This is a genomic window from Parabacteroides distasonis ATCC 8503 (assembly GCF_000012845.1).
Taxonomy (GTDB): Bacteria; Bacteroidota; Bacteroidia; order Bacteroidales; family Tannerellaceae; genus Parabacteroides; species Parabacteroides distasonis.
Genome location: NC_009615.1, coordinates 4795001 through 4811379 on the forward strand (window position 1 = coordinate 4795001; position 16379 = coordinate 4811379).

Sequence of the window (16379 nt, forward strand, 5' to 3'; positions counted from 1 at the left end):
GATCCGATGCATAGATTACGTTCACGGGATGACGCAAGACAGGCGATAAGGTCTGCTGGATCAATCCCACTTGCAGGGCGAGCGCCTCGAGCGTTCCCAATGAGCCTTTCGGCTTTGTCAGATTATCGATCTTGTCTTGTAAAGCGGCCTCCAGCCCTTTGTCCGGGGCCTCGATGTGAAATTGTATCATGATAGTAGTATTTTATATAAGTCGTTGTTCTTATTCCTTGATCTTGACGGGGATTCCGCTGACCATCAAGACAACCTCGTCCGCTTTAGAGGCAATATATTGGTTGAGCCAGCCTTGCATATCGGTAAATTTACGTTGCACCTCGTCTATCGGCACGCCTCCCATACCCAGCTCGTTCGTCACGAAGATCAGGTAGGCATCTTGCCGGGAGAGTTTATCGAACTCCGCTTTGAGGAGGGAGAGAGATAATTCCACGTCGCTTTGATTGTCGAAGAAGAAGTTAGTCCCCCAAAGGGTTACGCAATCGATCACCACGACACGATCGGTAAGATCGTGGCGGCTCAAGTATTTCTCTTCCTCTATATTGGTCCACTCGGGTCCACGGTCTCGCTGGTGGCGTTCCACCCGCTTCCGGAACTCCTCGTCCCAGATGCGGGAGGTAGCTAGGTAAACCGGGTTGGGCGACAGCGATAAGGCGAGCCTCTGTGCGTACCCGCTCTTGCCGGACCGCTGTCCTCCAGTCACTAAGATCACTTTCTTACTCATCGCCTCCGTGATTCCTGTTTTTCCGGTGGGCGGCACGTTTCGCCTTGTTGATCGGGTTGTTCTTGCTCGTCTTCCGAAGGGCGGCCGATTTCGGGTTGGCGGCGATCCGTTGCGCCACCGCCGATTTGCTCAGTGCCTTTCCGAACTTGGGGCGTAAGGCATCTCGCAATAACTTCTCCTCGTCGGTAAGCTTGGCGGTCTTGGATTTCCAGCCTCCCTCTTTCTGCGCCTTACGGGCGGCAGCGTATTTATTGAACTTTCCGAACTTCTCCATTTTAGCGCCTTCACGGCCTCCCTTGTTCTCGGGTTTCGCTTTCCGGAGCGTGCCGAGTAATTCTTTTTCTTGCTGCATCTCCTTTTTCTCCTCCTCTTGCAGGCGGATATATTTCTCTACGTTCAAGCGTTCACCGTCCACCAATACGACATCCTCCGCCGTGACCTTCTGGCCTACGTGCGGTTGCTTGCCGTTTACGGTTACCCGTTCCATCTCGATGAAATTGTCCGCTTCCCGGCGTGAGCAAACACCGGCTTCGCTTATCAGTTTGTTTAATCTAATTTCCATATTATTAATATTATATTATTAGTAAAATAAGGGTGACGATCACACCCATCACCAGTTCCGTATTACTATTCACTTGAATGGCGATACGCATATCCTCGGTCGTGAAAGGCCTCGCGTTCGTTCCGATATAAGGCTTCTCCACCGGTTTGCCGAAATAATCGTGCGTCCCCCCGAACTGGCAGTCCAAGACCGCCGCCAAGGCCGCTTCTGGATAACCGGAATTAGGGCTTGCGTGTTCAGGGCCGAAACGCCGTACGAAATCCCTTTTCCCCCAATTATTGGAGACAAGCAACATCAAATAGGCCGTGAGGCGGGCCGGGATGTAATTGGCGATATCGTCGATTAGCGCCGCTATCCGTCCGAACTCTAGGTAACGCTCATTCTTATAACCGATCATCGAGTCCAGTGTATTCACCATCTTGTAAGCCATCATCCCCGGCAACCCCAGCAGGGCGAACCAAAACATCGGGGCGATCACGCCGTCGCTCAGGTTCTCGGACAAGGTCTCCAACGCCGCCGCCCGTATCTCTTGCGGCGACAGGTTCGAGGTATCCCTCCCAACGATCCGCGCCACTTGCCGCCGTCCTTCTTCCGTGCTACGGTCCACGGCCTCGAACACCGCCTTCACTTCCTTAATAAGCGTCTTCCCGGATAGGCAATAAAATACGCCGACAGCCGTCAGCAACCCACTGAACTGCGGATGTATGATCCAAGCCCACGACAATATCCACTCGCAGATTAAATACACGCCAAGGATAAGCACGACTGCCAGTATGCCGCCTTTTAGGACCCGCTCGGAGCCTTTATTCAACACTTTCTCTCCGGCGCTGATCGCTTTGCCAAACCATACGATCGGATGGGGCCAACCTTCCGGGTCTCCCAGCAACCGGTCGGATAACCAACCGCCCAAAAAGGGCACGATCTTGAGTAAATTGATAGAATGATGTAACCAATACATATTGAATGTCATTGAAGGAACAAACTTAGACAAAAAAAAGAACATAAGGAAGTGGTAAGCGATTCTTCATCACACATTAGGCGAAAGAAACCTACATTTAAAGGATTTCGAGCGTAGACTTTCATATTCTATCAGCTGTTGTATGATCATCCACCATCCGTTGCATGATCTTCTAACAGTTGGTGGATGATCATACAACGGATGGTAGAAGATGAGTAGGTACGGAGAAAACGGCTAAAGGATGCCTTTAGAAGCCTTAAATCTTCGGGAAGGGAGGGCTTGATATACGGGGGATTTCTTTCAATTTTGTATTTATTAACAAGAAAAGCGTTCTTACGGCCGGTTATTATTACTTTATTTGCTCCCACCGTATCGTGAAAGGAGTTAATCGAGATGACAGATGAAAAATCCATTTTAGAACAATTTGCCGCTGGAAATCATACCGCTTTCCGGGAATTGTTCATGCGTTACCATCTGAAAGTCTATTATTTCGTGCTGGGACTCGTGAAGTCCGAGAGTGATGCCGAGGACTTGACTCAAGAGATTTTCCTAAAGCTTTGGACGCATCGGAGTCGTTTCACGGAAGTGAGGACGTTCGGTTCCTACCTCTATGTGCTGGCGAAGCATACGGCGTTCAATTATATCGAATCCCGCCGGGTGAATCTGGAGAGCTTAGAGAGAGCTGGGGTGGAAGACGAGGAGAGAGGGGATACGCCTTACGAGGATTTAGTTGCCAAGGATTTACGGTTGCTAGTGGATATGATCGTGGAGACCATGCCGCCACAGCGGAAGATGATCTACCGGATGAGCCGCGACGAGGGTTTGTCGAACACAGAGATCGCTGAGAATCTACAACTCTCGAAAAAGACCGTGGAAAACCACTTGAACCTAGCGCTAAAGGAATTGCGGAACGCGGTATTGACTTTCCTTCTTGTTATGATGTGTTAATAGCTTGGGGGTAAAGCGGCAAAAGGAGGTCCTATAAACAAGATAAAATAGAAAAGCAGGAATGAGTCCTATAAAAAAGATATTAAAATACTTTTTCCATCATTCGTTCTCCGGGGAGATGGTGGATCGGGTACATCAGCGATTGGCGGAGCCGGGAGACGAGCGGGAAAAGGAAGAGGCTTTACGGGATATCTGGAATGAGATCGGTTTCCCGGAGGCGGATAAGCGGAGCGAGATGGCTTTCGCCCGGTTGGAGAATACATTGGGCGTGAGGCCCCGCCGCCGTCTGCGTATCCCGGCGTGGGTACGTATCGCCGCTATCTGGCTGATTCCTTTGTTGTCGTTGGGTGTTTCTTATTATCTATACAGGGATGCGCAGGATGTCAAGAAACTGGCTTTTATGGAACAGTTCGTGCCTTCCGGCAAGCGGGAGCGGATCACCTTGCCCGATGGTAGCGAGGTTTGGTTGAATTCCGGTACCTTGCTGCTTTATCCATCTGACTTTATTGGGGATAAGCGGGAGATCTATCTGGTGGGAGAGGGATATTTCAAGGTGCGAAAACGCCCCGAGCAACCTTTCATCGTGCGGACGAAAGCGATGCGGGTACAAGTGCTGGGCACCGAGTTCAATTTATCCGCCTACCCGGACCAAGAGAAAATAACAACGACCTTGGAGGAAGGTTCCTTGAAGATCCTTCCCGATGATCCCTCGGTGGCTCCATGTATATTGAGACCTAACGAGCAGCTTGTCTACATCCCTTCCCGGGGAAAGATGGACGTGCGGCAGGTGGTGGCCTCGGATTACTCGGATTGGAAAGAGGGAGGCTTGTTGTTTAATAACGACTCTTTCGAGGAAATCTTGAAAACCTTGGAACGTGTCTACAACGTGAAGGTGCATTTGCGTACTTCCGCTTATCATTCCAACCGGCTTACGATCCATTTCAATAAGCATGAGTCGTTGGAGAACATCATGATGTTGGTCAAGGAGATGATACCCGGCTTGGAGTATCAGATCAAAGAGGATGGGATCTATATTGATTGAGTTAAGGAGATATTAGGTTTTTATAATTCGTTAACGTTTTTCCGTTGGGTGCGCTCCTCGTTTCCCTTGTCCTAATAGCGAGTACGTACTACAAAGGAGATATAAATGTTTAACTAAAAAATCTAATATCGCATGAACAGGAATAAATCTATACGTGTCGCTATTCTTTGCCTGAGCCTCGCTATGGCTGGGAGCTTGCCTATCGATGCGCAGAAAGTGACCTTCCATGAAGGTTCGATCTCATTGAAACAGGCATTTGAGAAACTAGAGTCAAGCTCTGCTTATAAGATAGCTTATAATGATAGCCAATTGGACGTGTCGAGAAAGGTCTCGATGGATCAGAAAGATATGGAAGTATTGCAGGTCTTATCACAGCTGTTAAAGAATACGGGATACACGTATAAAATAAACGGGAATTATGTGATCATCGTGCCGGAAGAGGTCAAGACTGTCAAGGGGAAAAAGCAAGTATCGGGTGTGATTGTCGATACGAACGGCGATCCTGTGATCGGGGCGAACGTGGTGGAGAAAGGAACTACCAACGGTACGATTACCGATCTCGATGGAAAGTTTACGCTAGAGGTAAATGACAACTCTGTCCTTCAAGTTTCCTATATCGGCTATAATACGCAAGAGGTCTCGGCGAACGGAAAGACGAGTTTCTCTATCAAGCTGGGCGAGAATACACAGACATTGGATGAGGTGGTAGTCGTAGGTTACGGAACGATGAAGAAGAGCGACTTGACCGGATCGGTTACCAACGTAAAGGCGGAGAAGCTGTTGAGCAAGCCGGTGGTGAATGTTGGGCAGGCCTTGGCGGGAAAGGCTTCCGGTGTGGAGATCTTTGAGAATGGCGGTACGCCGGACGGGAAAGTACGGGTGCGTATCCGTGGTAACAACTCTATCAACTCATCGAATGAGCCTCTGTATGTGGTAGATGGCGTGATTGGCGTAAGCAATATCAATCTGTTGAATCCTAGCGAGATCGAATCCTTAGAAGTATTGAAGGATGCCTCCGCCACGGCTATCTATGGTGCTCGTGGAGCGAATGGCGTGATCATGATTACGACGAAACGAGGTATCAAGAACGAGAAAGCACAGATCTCGTACGACGGTTATGTCTCTATCGGTAAGATGGCGAAGAAACTGGACTTGATGAACGCTTCCGAGTGGTGGCAGAATTACAATACTACGATGGATAATGGGCAGAAATATGATCCGGAAGGGTATGCGCAAGGCAAGTACAAGAAAGTGACGCCGGCGGATCTGCCGAATTTGTTCGATGCTAACGGTAACCCGCTGTATGATACCGATTGGCAGGATGAGGCTTATCAAACGGCTATCAACCATAATCACCAAGTCAGCATCCGGGGTGGAGCCGATAAGACCTTGTATAGCGTGCATTTGGGATATATGCATAAGGATGCTTTGATGCGTAACGGTTTCCTAGACCGGTATAGCGGTAGGATCAACTTGGATTCCCAGCTTCGGGATTGGTTGAAAATGGGTGCCAATATGTCGTTCAATTATAATAAGGGAAACGATAATTACAAGAGTTATGGAGTAAAGCGTTTGGTACAGGAAGCTATTCCGTTGATTCCCGTAAAATATCCCGATGGCTCTTGGGGAAGCAACCGTGATTTCCCCGGTGCGGTACAGGATACACCTTCCCGGTATCTGGAAGAGATGGTGAACGAGACTTCCAATATCCAGACGATCGCCGACCTATATCTGGATTTCAAGATCACAGACGACTTGAACTTTAAGTCGACTTTCGCCGTAGATGCCAGTAATAGGAAACGTAATTATTATTCGGGTAAGGATCTGATCCAGTTCAGTAAGACGGCGGGAGGTATCGCTACGATAGAGACTTTGAAGGAAATGTATTGGCAGAATGAGAACTACTTTAATTATAATAAGGAGTTTAATAAAAACAATCGCATGAATGTGATGCTTGGATTAAGCTGGCAGCAGCGAGTTGCCGAAAGCGTGGAAGCTACCTCGCAGAATTTCAGCGATGATTTTTACCAATGGCATAATCTGGGAGCGGGAACGGTGACGATACCGTCGAAATCGGATGATTATGCTTGGTCTATCAACTCTTATTTCGCACGTATCAATTATACCTTGAAGGATCGGTATTTGTTTACGGCTACAGGTCGTTACGATGGATCATCTAAGTTTGGAAAGAATAATAAGTATGCCTTCTTCCCCTCTTTCGCTTTTGCGTGGAGAGCCTCGGAGGAAAGCTTCTTGAAAGGAGTCAATTGGCTGAGTAATTTAAAGGTACGTACCAGTATCGGCGAGACCGGAAACCAAGAGATCGGCAATTACGCTTTCTTCCAGAAGCTAGGCTCGGAGAATACTATTTTTGATAATGACTATTATACGGCTCTATACCGCAGTACGTTCGGTAACCCGGACTTGAAATGGGAGAAGACCTTGCAATGGGATGCCGGTGTCGATGTGAGTGTATTGAATCAGCGTATCGATCTGTCTTTAGATTATTATTATAAAAAGACGAGCGACTTATTATTGGAGGCACCGATCCCGGGAACTTCCGGATTGAATACGATCATGCGGAACATCGGTTCCGTGCAGAACCAAGGTTTTGAGTTGACCTTAAATACGCATAATATCCAAACGGATAATTTCAACTGGATGTCTACAGTATTATTTAACGTAAATCGTAATAAGATATTGAACTTAGGCGAGAATGATGAGGATATTTATCCGAAACCCCGCCATGCGCAAGGGGATATGCTGATATTGCGTGTAGGCGAACCTGTTGGCTCACTTTGGGGGTTGCGTCGTCTGGGAACTTGGGGGGAGGACGAGGCCGCTGAAGCGGCTAAATACAACCGCCTTCCGGGAGACGTGAAGTATGAGGACTTGAATGGCGACGGGAAGATCAATAGCGAGGATAATACGATTATCGGCTGTACCTCCCCGGACTGGACGATGACAATCTCTAATACGTTTGTTTATAGGAATTTCGATTTCTCTTTCGATCTCCGCTTCGTGTTCGGGAATGATGTCGTGAATTGCGCTACTCATAATGCTGAAGACCGGTCGGGCGTAGCGAATGGCTTCAAGTCGAATCTGAACGCTTGGACTCCGCAAAACCAGCATACGATGGTTGCCCAGCGTCGTCCGATGAAATCGTATTATGATTCTTATCCGGATTCACATTGGATGCAGAACGGTTCTTTCGTTCGGGGACAGAACTTCGTCTTGGGATATACTTTCAGCAAGAGCTTGCTCCTGAAGATAAAGTTACAGGATTTGAGAATCTACGCGAGTGCTCAGAACTTGTTCTGTATTACGAAGTACAAAGGCTATGATCCGGAGGTTACGACCTATGAGGATGATGCTTTCGGACAAGGTATCGACGACTTCAGCGAGCCTAAGGCACGTACTTTTACTTTTGGTTTAAATGTTAAATTCTAATGCGATTGAGTTATGAAAATAAATAAAATCTATATCGTCTCATTATGTGCGTTATTCTTGTCTTCTTGTAATAATTTCTTGGACGAGCAGCCTACCGGTACGATGACTACCGATTCAAAGTTGACAAGTAAGGAGTCCGCTTTGGCCTTGACGAATTCGGCTTATTTGAAGAATACGGTCTTTAATAAGATGACCCCGGGTTGGGGATGTAATACGATCTTATTGCTCGAATATATGACTGGCAAAGCTACTTCCGAGAATTCCCAATCGAATTATAAGGACTTTCAGGATCTACTGGTGAGTGATCGTTCTTTATATATCGAGGACTGGTGGCAAGATTGTTATGCAGGTATAGCGAACTGTAACCTCGCGCTTCAAAAACTCGGGGAGTTCGAGAATCTGGATGCTTCCTTGGTTAATGGCTACATGGCCGAGGTGAAGTTTATGAGGGCTTTGTATTATTTCTATTTGGTACGTATCTTTGGCGATGTCCCTAAGATTACGACCGTACAGTCGGAGTTGGGAGAGCTGCAAGTATCTCGTGCCCCGGTAAAGGAAATCTATGATGAGATCATTATTCCGGATTTGTTGGAGGCCGAGCAATCGGATCTGGCTTTTAGCGATCATACAGGGCGTGTCTCGATGGGAGCGGTGAAAGCGCTTCTTGCGGATGTCTATCTTACGTATGCCGGTTATCCTTTGCAAGGAGGTAAATCTTATTACGCGGAATCGGCTAAACGTTCATTGGAGGTTATAAAATCGAATGAGTATACGCTCTTCACGGATTATGAGAGCCTACGGCTTCCGTCGCAGAATAATAAGGGAGAGTTTATTTATCAAGTTCAGTTCTCCTTGAACAAGCGGCATAACGAGTCGGTACGTATCTTTTTACCTTCTCGTTCCGGCATTTCCGCCTACGATTTGGAATATGGTAGCCTGATCCCTACCAAGGAGTTCGTGGAAAGCTTTGAGAAAGGAGATAAGCGTACGGAAGAGAAGCAATATTTCTTTACGAACTACAAGGGGCATCCGAGTAAGTTCTCTCCGGGAGCGGCAGAGTTGGAGTTTATGGATTTGAATGGCTATTATATCTATAAGTTTTTTGATCAAGTAGCTGTTGATAATACGGCGAAGTCGGACTTGAACTGGAGTGTATATCGTTACACGGATGTATTATTAATGTATGCGGAAGCGCAAGTGAATGCGGATGGTACTCCGAACCAGCAATCCATCGATATTGTGAACCAAATACGAGGAAGGGCCGGATTAGCGCCGTTCAAGCAGACCAACGCAAGCGCATTCTTGGAGGAAGTCTGGGACCAACGTTACTTTGACCTATGTTATGAGAATAAGATGTGGTTTGATATGCTACGCACCCGTAAGATCCGGGATGATAAATCCGGGGAATATGTGGACTTTATCGGCTATAAGACGAATTGGGGTAAGGTGTATACGGAAACCCAGCTATTGTTCCCGATTCCATTAAGCGAACGGCAGGCGAATCCGAACCTGACTCAGAATCAAGGTTATTAACGAATAGAAAATAATATATGAAGATCAAGTTGTCTTTATTAGCCACCGGTTTACTATATGTGCCGGTGGTGTTCGCCCAAAAGCAACCCAATGTCGTGATCATTCTGGCGGATGATATGGGTTACGGGGATGTTGGATGCAATAATCCATATGCTAGGGTACGTACACCGGCCATCGATCAATTGGCCCGGAACGGTATCCGTTTTACGGATGCCCATTCTGCGGGTGCGTTGAGTGGGCCTTCACGCTACGGTTTAGTGACAGGACGTTATTTTTTCCGTACGCCGAAGAAGTCCGAGTATTGGGGGTACTTGTCTCCATATATCGAACCGGAGCGTTTGACGATCGGTTCCTTGATGCGTAATGCCGGCTATACGACCGCTTGTGTCGGGAAATGGCATCTAGGGCTCGACTGGCAGTTGAAAGATGACTCGAAACCACAGATTCTTACCCCTAAGAAATTTGGTTATACGAATACGGATTTCTCCGCCCCTGTAAAAAGAGGCCCTACGGAATTAGGGTTTGACTATTCTTTCATCCTTCCGGCTTCCTTGGATATGCCGCCTTATGCGTTCGTGCGTAATGACCGTGTCGTGGACCCGGATGTCATCTTGACGGCGGACGCTTATCCGAAGAAACAGGATGAGACGGTTTACGCTTGGGATCGTAAACATACGAACGAGAATGATATTTATTGGGAACGGGGCGTTTGGTGGCGTAACGGAGAGATGTCGCGCTCCTTTAAGTTTGAGGAATGTTTCCCGACAATCGTAGATGAGGGTATCGCTTTTATCGATCGGGAAGGACGAAAGGACAAGCCATTCTTTTTATATATGCCGTTAACCGGTCCGCACACCCCATGGCTGCCCACCGTTCAGTTTAAGGGATCTACTGAGTTAGGTACCTATGGCGATTTTATGGGCGATATCGATAATGTCGTGGCTCGGGTGAATGCCAAACTAAAGGAATTAGGTCTGGAGAAGAATACGATTGTCATTTTCGCCAGTGATAACGGAGGCGCATGGGAAGAGGAGGATATCCAGCAATACGGGCATCAAAGTAACTGGAGCCGCCGTGGGCAGAAAGGTGATGCGTGGGACGGCGGTCATCATGTTCCGCTGATTGTTCATTGGCCGGATCATATCAAGTGCCCCGGGGTTTGTTCCCAAACGGTTGGCTTGGTAGATATATTGGCTACATTGGCGGATTTAACCGGGCAATCCCTTCCTAAAGGACAGGCAGAGGATAGCTTTAGCTTTAAGAAAGTATTGGATGGTGATATGAATGCCTCGACGAGAGACCAGATCATGTACTTGTCCGGCTCCGGCAAATTAGCGATCAAGAAGGGAGATTGGAAATATATCGATTGTCTGGGCTCCGGTGGTTTTACGGCTCCCGCCCGTTTATCCCCGGTGAAGAATGGACCGAAAGGCCAACTTTATAATATGCGGACCGATTCTTTGGAGAGTAATAATCTCTTCTTGCGTGAGAAAGGCATTGCGAATGAGCTTTCCGCGTTGTTGAAGAAATTGTTGGATCAAGGATATAGCCGTCCGCAATAAAGGTAATCTTGATTAGGCAAAAAGTTGAATCGAATGACAAAGTTAGGCGTATTGTTTAGTGTTTTGGGAGTGGGGGCCGGTTGTATTCCGGCTTTCGCTCAAAAACAACTCCCCAATATCATCGTAATGTTATCGGATGACCAAGGTTGGGGCGATTTGGGCTTCACGGGGAATACCTTCGTGCAAACTCCTAATATAGATCGTATCGCTCATGAGGGAACGATTTTGGAGAATTTTTATGTCTGTCCGGTGTCATCCCCGACGAGGGCGGAGTTCTTGACCGGACGCTATCATGTACGGAGTGGCGTTAATTCTACGACCGGGGGAGGCGAGCGCTTTAATCTAGGAGAGAAAACGATCGCGGAATATTTCCGGGAGGCCGGATACGCTACCTCTCTATTTGGAAAATGGCATAGTGGTACGCAATATCCCTACCATCCGAACGCAAGGGGCTTCGAGGAGTTCTATGGTTTTTGTTCCGGGCATTGGGGGAATTATTGGAACCCGGTGTTGGAACATAACGGAGAGATTATTTCGGGCGAGGGCTTTATCATAGATGATCTGACCGATAAAGCCTTGGATTATATACGTGATCATAAAGAACATCCATTCTTTATGTTCTTGTCTTATAACACACCTCATAGTCCGATGCAAGTCCCGGATAGTTGGTGGAACCGTGTAAAAGATCGTACCTTGTCGCAGCGAGCTACTTTCCCGGAGCAAGAAGATACTACGTTTACGAAAGCGGCTTTGGCCTTGGCCGAGAATTTAGATTGGAATATCGGACGTGTATTGTCTTTGTTACATTCATTGGATTTGGAACAAGAGACGATTGTTATTTATTTCTCGGATAACGGCCCGAATAGTTTCCGGTGGAATGGTGGGATGAAAGGGCGAAAAGGCTCTACGGATGAAGGGGGTGTTCGTTCGCCGTTTTGTATCCGTTGGCCGGGACACATAAGGAAAGGGGCCGTGGAAACCCAGTTGTCCGGGGCTATAGACTTAATCCCTACTTTATTAGGTTTGGCGGGAATAGAATATACCCCGTTAAGGAAACTGGACGGAATCGATTGGGGACAGCGATTGCTGGATGAGAAAGCTCCTGCTATAGATCGGGTTTTATATAGTTATTGGGGAGGTAAGACGAGTGTGCGTATCTCATATTATCTATTGGATGCGGAAGATCATTTATATAAAACGGATATAGATCGTGAGCAACGGAAGGATGTATCGGATAAAGAACCCGAGATATATGAGCGGATGAAGCGTTATTCGAATTGGTTTAAGGATGAGTTACTGGCGGATTTCCCGAAGAAGGATACCCGTCCGTTTATAATCGGTCATCCGCGGGAAACCTATTCAAAGCTACCGGCCCGGGATGCGAGGATATCTGGCCCGATCGAACGCTCCAACCGTTATCCGAATTGTTCTTATTTTACGAATTGGAAAAGCCCGGAAGCGGAGATAAGCTGGAATGTGGAGGTTGAGGAATCCGGTTTGTTCGAGGCTTTTATCTATTATACTTGCGATAAACGAAATATAGGCTCTACTTTTGAACTTCGTACGGACCGGGATGCCGAGAATCTTGTATTTACATTGGATCAAGTAAATGACCAACCCATGCTCGGTGCGGATTTGGATAGGGTTCTCCGGGAGGAGTCTTATGTGAAAGGATTTGCTCCTTGCTCTGTCGGTATGATTTCCTTATCGAAAGGTGCGGCTACTTTATCCTTGCAAGCGAAAACGATCCGGAATGAGGAGGCCATGAATTTTTGGATGTTGGTGCTAAAACGAGTGAAATGAGTCTAAGATTGAAAAAAGTTGTATAACTATTTGCCAGTTATCAAATAATCACTACCTTTGCACCGCAAAATTTTTTATTAATCAATATTAAACAGCGTTTTATGAACAATTACGAAACCGTTTTCATTTTGACTCCCGTTTTGTCTGACGCTCAGATGAAGGAAGCGGTAGAGAAATTCACGAACCTTCTGAAAGCTCAAGGAGCTGAGATCGTGAATGAAGAGAACTGGGGCTTGCGCAAGTTAGCTTATCCTATCGACAAGAAGACAACAGGCTTCTACCAGTTGGTTGAATTCAAGGCAGATCCTAGTGTTATCGCTACGTTGGAGTTGAACTTCCGTCGTGACGAGCGTGTGATCCGCTTCTTGACTTTCCGTCAAGACAAGTATGCCGCAGAATATGCAGCTAAGAGAAGAAATCTGAAATCATCTAAAGAAACAGTAAAGGAGAATAATTAATTATGGCAGCAACTCAATCAGAAATCAGATATTTAACTCCGCCTTCAGTAGACGTTAAGAAGAAAAAATATTGCCGTTTCAAAAAGAACGGTATCAAGTATATCGATTATAAGGATCCTGAATTCTTGAAGAAATTCTTGAACGAGCAAGGTAAGATCCTTCCGCGTCGTATCACTGGTACTTCCTTGAAGTTCCAACGTCGTGTGGCTCAGGCTGTAAAGCGTGCTCGTCACTTGGCTTTGCTTCCTTACGTGACCGATTTGATGAAATAATTAATTAAGAGGAGACAGAATATGCAAGTTATTTTGAAAGAAGATGTAGTGAATTTAGGCTACAAAGACGATATCGTAACAGTAAAAGACGGTTACGGACGTAACTTTCTAATCCCCACGGGTAAGGCAGTGATCGCTTCAGAGTCTGCTAAGAAAGTATTGGCTGAGAACTTGAAGCAACGTGCCCACAAATTGGCTAAGATCAAGGAAGACGCTCAGACTTTGGCCGCTAAGTTAGAGGGTGTAGCTTTGACGATTGGTGCTAAGACTAGCTCTACAGGTACGATCTTCGGTTCTGTAACGAATATCCAAGTTGCTGAGGCTTTGGCTAAGGCTGGTTTCGAGAATATCGATCGTAAGATTATCTATATCAAGGAGTCTGTTAAGGAAGTAGGTAGCTATAAGGCTGTTTTGAAACTTCACAAAGAGGTTTCCGTTGAGGTTCCTTTCGAGGTTGTTTCTGAATAATAGATACTTTAATATATCATGAAAGAGGGTAGTTTCGAAACTGCCCTCTTTTTTTGTTTTAATTATAAAAAAAGATATCTGTCAATCAGCAAAAAAGCGCTACATTTGTCTCCAAATTTGCAATAATTTTAGAAAGTGAGCAAAAAGTCTTTTCTATATATTAACTTGCTATTTGCGTTGTTTTTTTTCTTGCCCGGACTTCAGGCGAGAGAGAAGACTTTTACGGTCGTGATCGATGCTGGGCATGGCGGTAAGGACCCGGGAGCTAGAGGGGCGAATGTTAATGAGAAGGAGATAAATCTCGCTGTCGCCTTAAAATTGGGTCGATTGATAGAGAATAACGCGGAGGATGTGCGTGTGATCTATACTCGTAAGACGGATCGTTTTATCGAGTTGGACGAACGTGCGAATATAGCGAACCGCAATAAGGCGGATCTTTTCGTGTCTATCCATACGAATGCCGTAAAGCGTGGAAGTACCGTGCAAGGTACGGAGACGTATACGCTGGGTTTGGCCCGTAGCGAAGAGAACTTAGAGGTGGCTATGAGTGAGAACTCAGCGATCTTGTTGGAGGATAATTATCAACAACGGTATGAGGGATTTGACCCGAACTCTTCGGAGTCCTATATCATTTTCGAGTTTATGCAGAATAAGCATATGGAGCAAAGTATTAGTCTGGCTTCCGAGATACAGAAATCGTTCGGGGCTTGTAAGCGGGTGGACCGTGGCGTAAGACAGGCTGGTTTTTTGGTGCTTCGTAAAACGAGCATGCCCAGTGTTCTGGTCGAGTTGGGGTATATCTCGAATCGTCAAGAAGAGCAGTTCATGAGAACCGCCGCCGGACAAAATAAATTGGCGGAAGCGTTGTACGATGCTTTTTGCAAATATAAGAAGAATTACGATCGTCGTAAAGGAAATATTTCCGGAGCTGTCGTTGCTCCCGTAGCGAATGAGAAAACTCCGCCTCCGGGGAGCGAGGCTGATATCTTAAATAAAAAACAGCAAGCCACAAGACAGAAAACCTCAGTTTCTTCTACCACTTCCGTGAACAGGAACACGAAAGGAAAGGTTATATATAAGATACAATTCTTGACTTCCAATAAGAAGCTTCCTGCGAACTCCCGGTTATTTAAGGGGTACAAGAACGTGGATTTCTATGTGGAGAAAGGTATCTATAAATACACGTATGGCGAGACTTCGGATTTTAACTCGATCCGGAAGATGCGCCGAACGATCGCAAAAGATTTTAAAGATGCTTTCATCATCGCTTTTAAGGATGGGAAGAAGGTGAAATATTAATGATTTAGGAATAAATTATACATTATAAATAAAGGAAATGAAAAGTGTATTCACTAAAGAGGCGAAGATCGGACTTGTGACGATCGTAAGTCTGGCGTTATTGTATTTAGGCATTAATTATCTGAAGGGTATTAACCTGTTTCAACCGGTGAACCATTACTACGTATCATTCAGCAACGTAAAGGGGGTGACGATTTCCAGCCCTGTATTTGTGGATGGTTTTAAGGTGGGATTGGTTCGTGATATTATTTATGACTATGATACGACCGGTAAGATCATCGTTGAGGTTAGTTTGGAAGATAAGATGAGGCTGAATAAGGGAAGTTATATAGCGGTTGTCAATACTTTCTTAAGCGGAGCTGAGTTGCATATCCATTTGAACACTTACGTGGATGACTTTTTGAAGCCGGGTTCTACGCTTGAGGGACGAATGGAAGAGGATATGATGCAATCCGTACAGGAGAAGATCTTGCCAAGCGTTGAGAACCTTTTGCCGAAGATCGACACGATCTTGGGTAGCTTGCAAACCTTGATCGCTCATCCGGCCTTGGCTCAATCCTTGAATCATATCGAAAAAACGACTAGCAACCTAGAGGTGTCTACCCGTCAGTTGAATCAGATGTTGAGTAAGGATGTACCGGGTATCGTGAATAACTTGAAGACGATGACGGATAATTTCTCGGAGGTGAGCGCCAACTTGAAAGAATTGGATTTGGCTACAACGGTCAATTCCATCAATGCGACCTTGGCGAACTTGAAGTTGACTACGGATAAATTGAATTCGACGGATAATAGCATCGGCTTGTTGTTAAACGACAAAGGATTGTATGATAATCTGAACAGCACGATGGACAACGCCTCTAAGCTATTGCTTGATTTGCGGGAGAATCCGAAGAGATACGTGCATTTCTCTGTTTTTTGATTATGTTAAAAAATCATAGCATAAAAGACGTTATTTAGAATCATTCTAATTAGACAAAAAGTTAGGGGACTCCTGCTGATTATACGCATAAGGCCTTTAGGTAAAGTGAGATAGATACTTCCTGAGGCCTTATTCCGTCACCGGACGTCAGCGTTTACGCTTTTGTAGAGGTCTCTAAAATAAAGGGTTTTTGAACATTGGTCGATCTAAATAGCAGTAAATCAGATAGGTATTAGTAACTGTCTGAATCTAAAAGGGATATTGAAAATTCATATTTACCAAACAAAATAGCACTTTTTTTTTCGGAATTAATTTCTAAACTTTGTAGTCCGAATGTAAAAAGTATTAGTGGGAGAGAAAGAAAAC

At 45.9% G+C, this 16379-nt stretch carries 15 protein-coding genes (1 of these 15 cut by a window edge); 11 read left to right on the forward strand and 4 right to left on the reverse strand.

Annotation, left to right across the window (positions count from 1 at the left end; all coding sequences use genetic code 11):
• The 4 genes in view from cobT to cbiB are tightly spaced (at most 30 nt apart) and all read right to left on the reverse strand, a layout consistent with a single transcriptional unit that may run on beyond the window.
• Window positions 1–190, reverse strand: the 5' portion of a protein-coding gene (gene cobT, locus BDI_RS19815; protein WP_005865457.1) for a nicotinate-nucleotide--dimethylbenzimidazole phosphoribosyltransferase. 851 nt of this gene lie to the left of the window's left edge; only the first 190 of its 1041 coding nucleotides appear in the window; the start codon lies at window positions 188–190; its stop codon lies off the left edge, out of view.
• A gap of 30 nt (window positions 191–220) precedes the next feature.
• Window positions 221–736: a bifunctional adenosylcobinamide kinase/adenosylcobinamide-phosphate guanylyltransferase gene (locus BDI_RS19820; RefSeq protein WP_008774497.1), complete on the reverse strand. Its 516-nt coding sequence runs from the start codon at window positions 734–736 to the stop codon at window positions 221–223.
• Entirely contained in the window at window positions 729–1298 is a 570-nt protein-coding gene (locus tag BDI_RS19825; RefSeq protein ID WP_008780964.1) for a S4 domain-containing protein, read from the reverse strand. Before BDI_RS19825 ends, BDI_RS19820 begins: the two co-directional genes overlap by 8 nt.
• Window positions 1299–1308: 10 nt before the next feature.
• Window positions 1309–2268, reverse strand: coding sequence for an adenosylcobinamide-phosphate synthase CbiB (cbiB, locus tag BDI_RS19830; RefSeq protein WP_012056239.1), 960 nt, complete (start codon window positions 2266–2268; stop codon window positions 1309–1311).
• A 381-nt stretch (window positions 2269–2649) separates the two neighbouring features.
• Between cbiB and BDI_RS19835 the strand changes: the two genes are divergently transcribed.
• The 11 genes from BDI_RS19835 to BDI_RS19885 all read left to right on the forward strand — a co-directional run bounded on the left by BDI_RS19835 (window position 2650) and on the right by BDI_RS19885 (window position 16013).
• On the forward strand, window positions 2650–3204 hold the full coding sequence (locus BDI_RS19835; RefSeq protein ID WP_012056240.1) for an RNA polymerase sigma-70 factor: 555 nt from the start codon (window positions 2650–2652) through the stop codon (window positions 3202–3204).
• Window positions 3205–3265: 61 nt separating this feature from the next.
• Window positions 3266–4246: a FecR family protein gene (locus tag BDI_RS19840; protein WP_012056241.1), complete on the forward strand. Its 981-nt coding sequence runs from the start codon at window positions 3266–3268 to the stop codon at window positions 4244–4246.
• Between the two features lie 132 nt (window positions 4247–4378).
• Window positions 4379–7696, forward strand: a complete 3318-nt coding sequence (locus BDI_RS19845; RefSeq protein WP_012056242.1) for a TonB-dependent receptor — start codon at window positions 4379–4381, stop codon at window positions 7694–7696.
• Window positions 7697–7708: 12 nt separating this feature from the next.
• Window positions 7709–9229 (forward strand): RagB/SusD family nutrient uptake outer membrane protein, encoded by a 1521-nt coding sequence (locus BDI_RS19850; RefSeq protein WP_008774491.1) that lies wholly within the window; start codon window positions 7709–7711, stop codon window positions 9227–9229.
• A gap of 17 nt (window positions 9230–9246) precedes the next feature.
• Window positions 9247–10791 (forward strand): sulfatase family protein, encoded by a 1545-nt coding sequence (locus BDI_RS19855; protein WP_012056243.1) that lies wholly within the window; start codon window positions 9247–9249, stop codon window positions 10789–10791.
• Between the two features lie 33 nt (window positions 10792–10824).
• Window positions 10825–12594, forward strand: a complete 1770-nt coding sequence (locus BDI_RS19860) for an arylsulfatase (protein ID WP_012056244.1) — start codon at window positions 10825–10827, stop codon at window positions 12592–12594.
• Between the two features lie 101 nt (window positions 12595–12695).
• On the forward strand, window positions 12696–13052 hold the full coding sequence (gene rpsF / locus BDI_RS19865; protein ID WP_005865478.1) for a 30S ribosomal protein S6: 357 nt from the start codon (window positions 12696–12698) through the stop codon (window positions 13050–13052).
• A 2-nt stretch (window positions 13053–13054) separates the two neighbouring features.
• Window positions 13055–13324 (forward strand): 30S ribosomal protein S18, encoded by a 270-nt coding sequence (gene rpsR / locus BDI_RS19870; protein ID WP_005637107.1) that lies wholly within the window; start codon window positions 13055–13057, stop codon window positions 13322–13324.
• A 21-nt stretch (window positions 13325–13345) separates the two neighbouring features.
• Window positions 13346–13792 carry a 50S ribosomal protein L9 gene (rplI, locus tag BDI_RS19875; protein WP_005855078.1) on the forward strand — a complete coding sequence of 149 codons (447 nt, stop codon included), beginning with the start codon at window positions 13346–13348 and terminating at the stop codon, window positions 13790–13792.
• Window positions 13793–13927: 135 nt separating this feature from the next.
• A complete protein-coding gene (locus BDI_RS19880; RefSeq protein WP_005855080.1) occupies window positions 13928–15091 on the forward strand; it encodes an N-acetylmuramoyl-L-alanine amidase family protein in 1164 nt (387 codons plus the stop codon).
• Window positions 15092–15128: 37 nt separating this feature from the next.
• A complete protein-coding gene (locus BDI_RS19885) occupies window positions 15129–16013 on the forward strand; it encodes an MlaD family protein (protein ID WP_005855082.1) in 885 nt (294 codons plus the stop codon).
• Window positions 16014–16379 lie beyond the last annotated feature (366 nt).

Coding starts and splice junctions, on each gene's coding strand:
- rpsF (WP_005865478.1), top strand. CDS start 12,696: ATGAACAATTACGAAACCGTTTTCATTTTGACTCCCGTTTTGTCTGAC.
- BDI_RS19825 (WP_008780964.1), bottom strand. CDS start 1,298: ATGGAAATTAGATTAAACAAACTGATAAGCGAAGCCGGTGTTTGCTCA.
- cbiB (WP_012056239.1), bottom strand. CDS start 2,268: ATGACATTCAATATGTATTGGTTACATCATTCTATCAATTTACTCAAG.
- BDI_RS19835 (WP_012056240.1), top strand. CDS start 2,650: ATGACAGATGAAAAATCCATTTTAGAACAATTTGCCGCTGGAAATCAT.
- BDI_RS19860 (WP_012056244.1), top strand. CDS start 10,825: ATGACAAAGTTAGGCGTATTGTTTAGTGTTTTGGGAGTGGGGGCCGGT.
- BDI_RS19820 (WP_008774497.1), bottom strand. CDS start 736: ATGAGTAAGAAAGTGATCTTAGTGACTGGAGGACAGCGGTCCGGCAAG.
- BDI_RS19845 (WP_012056242.1), top strand. CDS start 4,379: ATGAACAGGAATAAATCTATACGTGTCGCTATTCTTTGCCTGAGCCTC.
- rplI (WP_005855078.1), top strand. CDS start 13,346: ATGCAAGTTATTTTGAAAGAAGATGTAGTGAATTTAGGCTACAAAGAC.
- rpsR (WP_005637107.1), top strand. CDS start 13,055: ATGGCAGCAACTCAATCAGAAATCAGATATTTAACTCCGCCTTCAGTA.
- BDI_RS19840 (WP_012056241.1), top strand. CDS start 3,266: ATGAGTCCTATAAAAAAGATATTAAAATACTTTTTCCATCATTCGTTC.
- BDI_RS19855 (WP_012056243.1), top strand. CDS start 9,247: ATGAAGATCAAGTTGTCTTTATTAGCCACCGGTTTACTATATGTGCCG.
- BDI_RS19850 (WP_008774491.1), top strand. CDS start 7,709: ATGAAAATAAATAAAATCTATATCGTCTCATTATGTGCGTTATTCTTG.
- BDI_RS19885 (WP_005855082.1), top strand. CDS start 15,129: ATGAAAAGTGTATTCACTAAAGAGGCGAAGATCGGACTTGTGACGATC.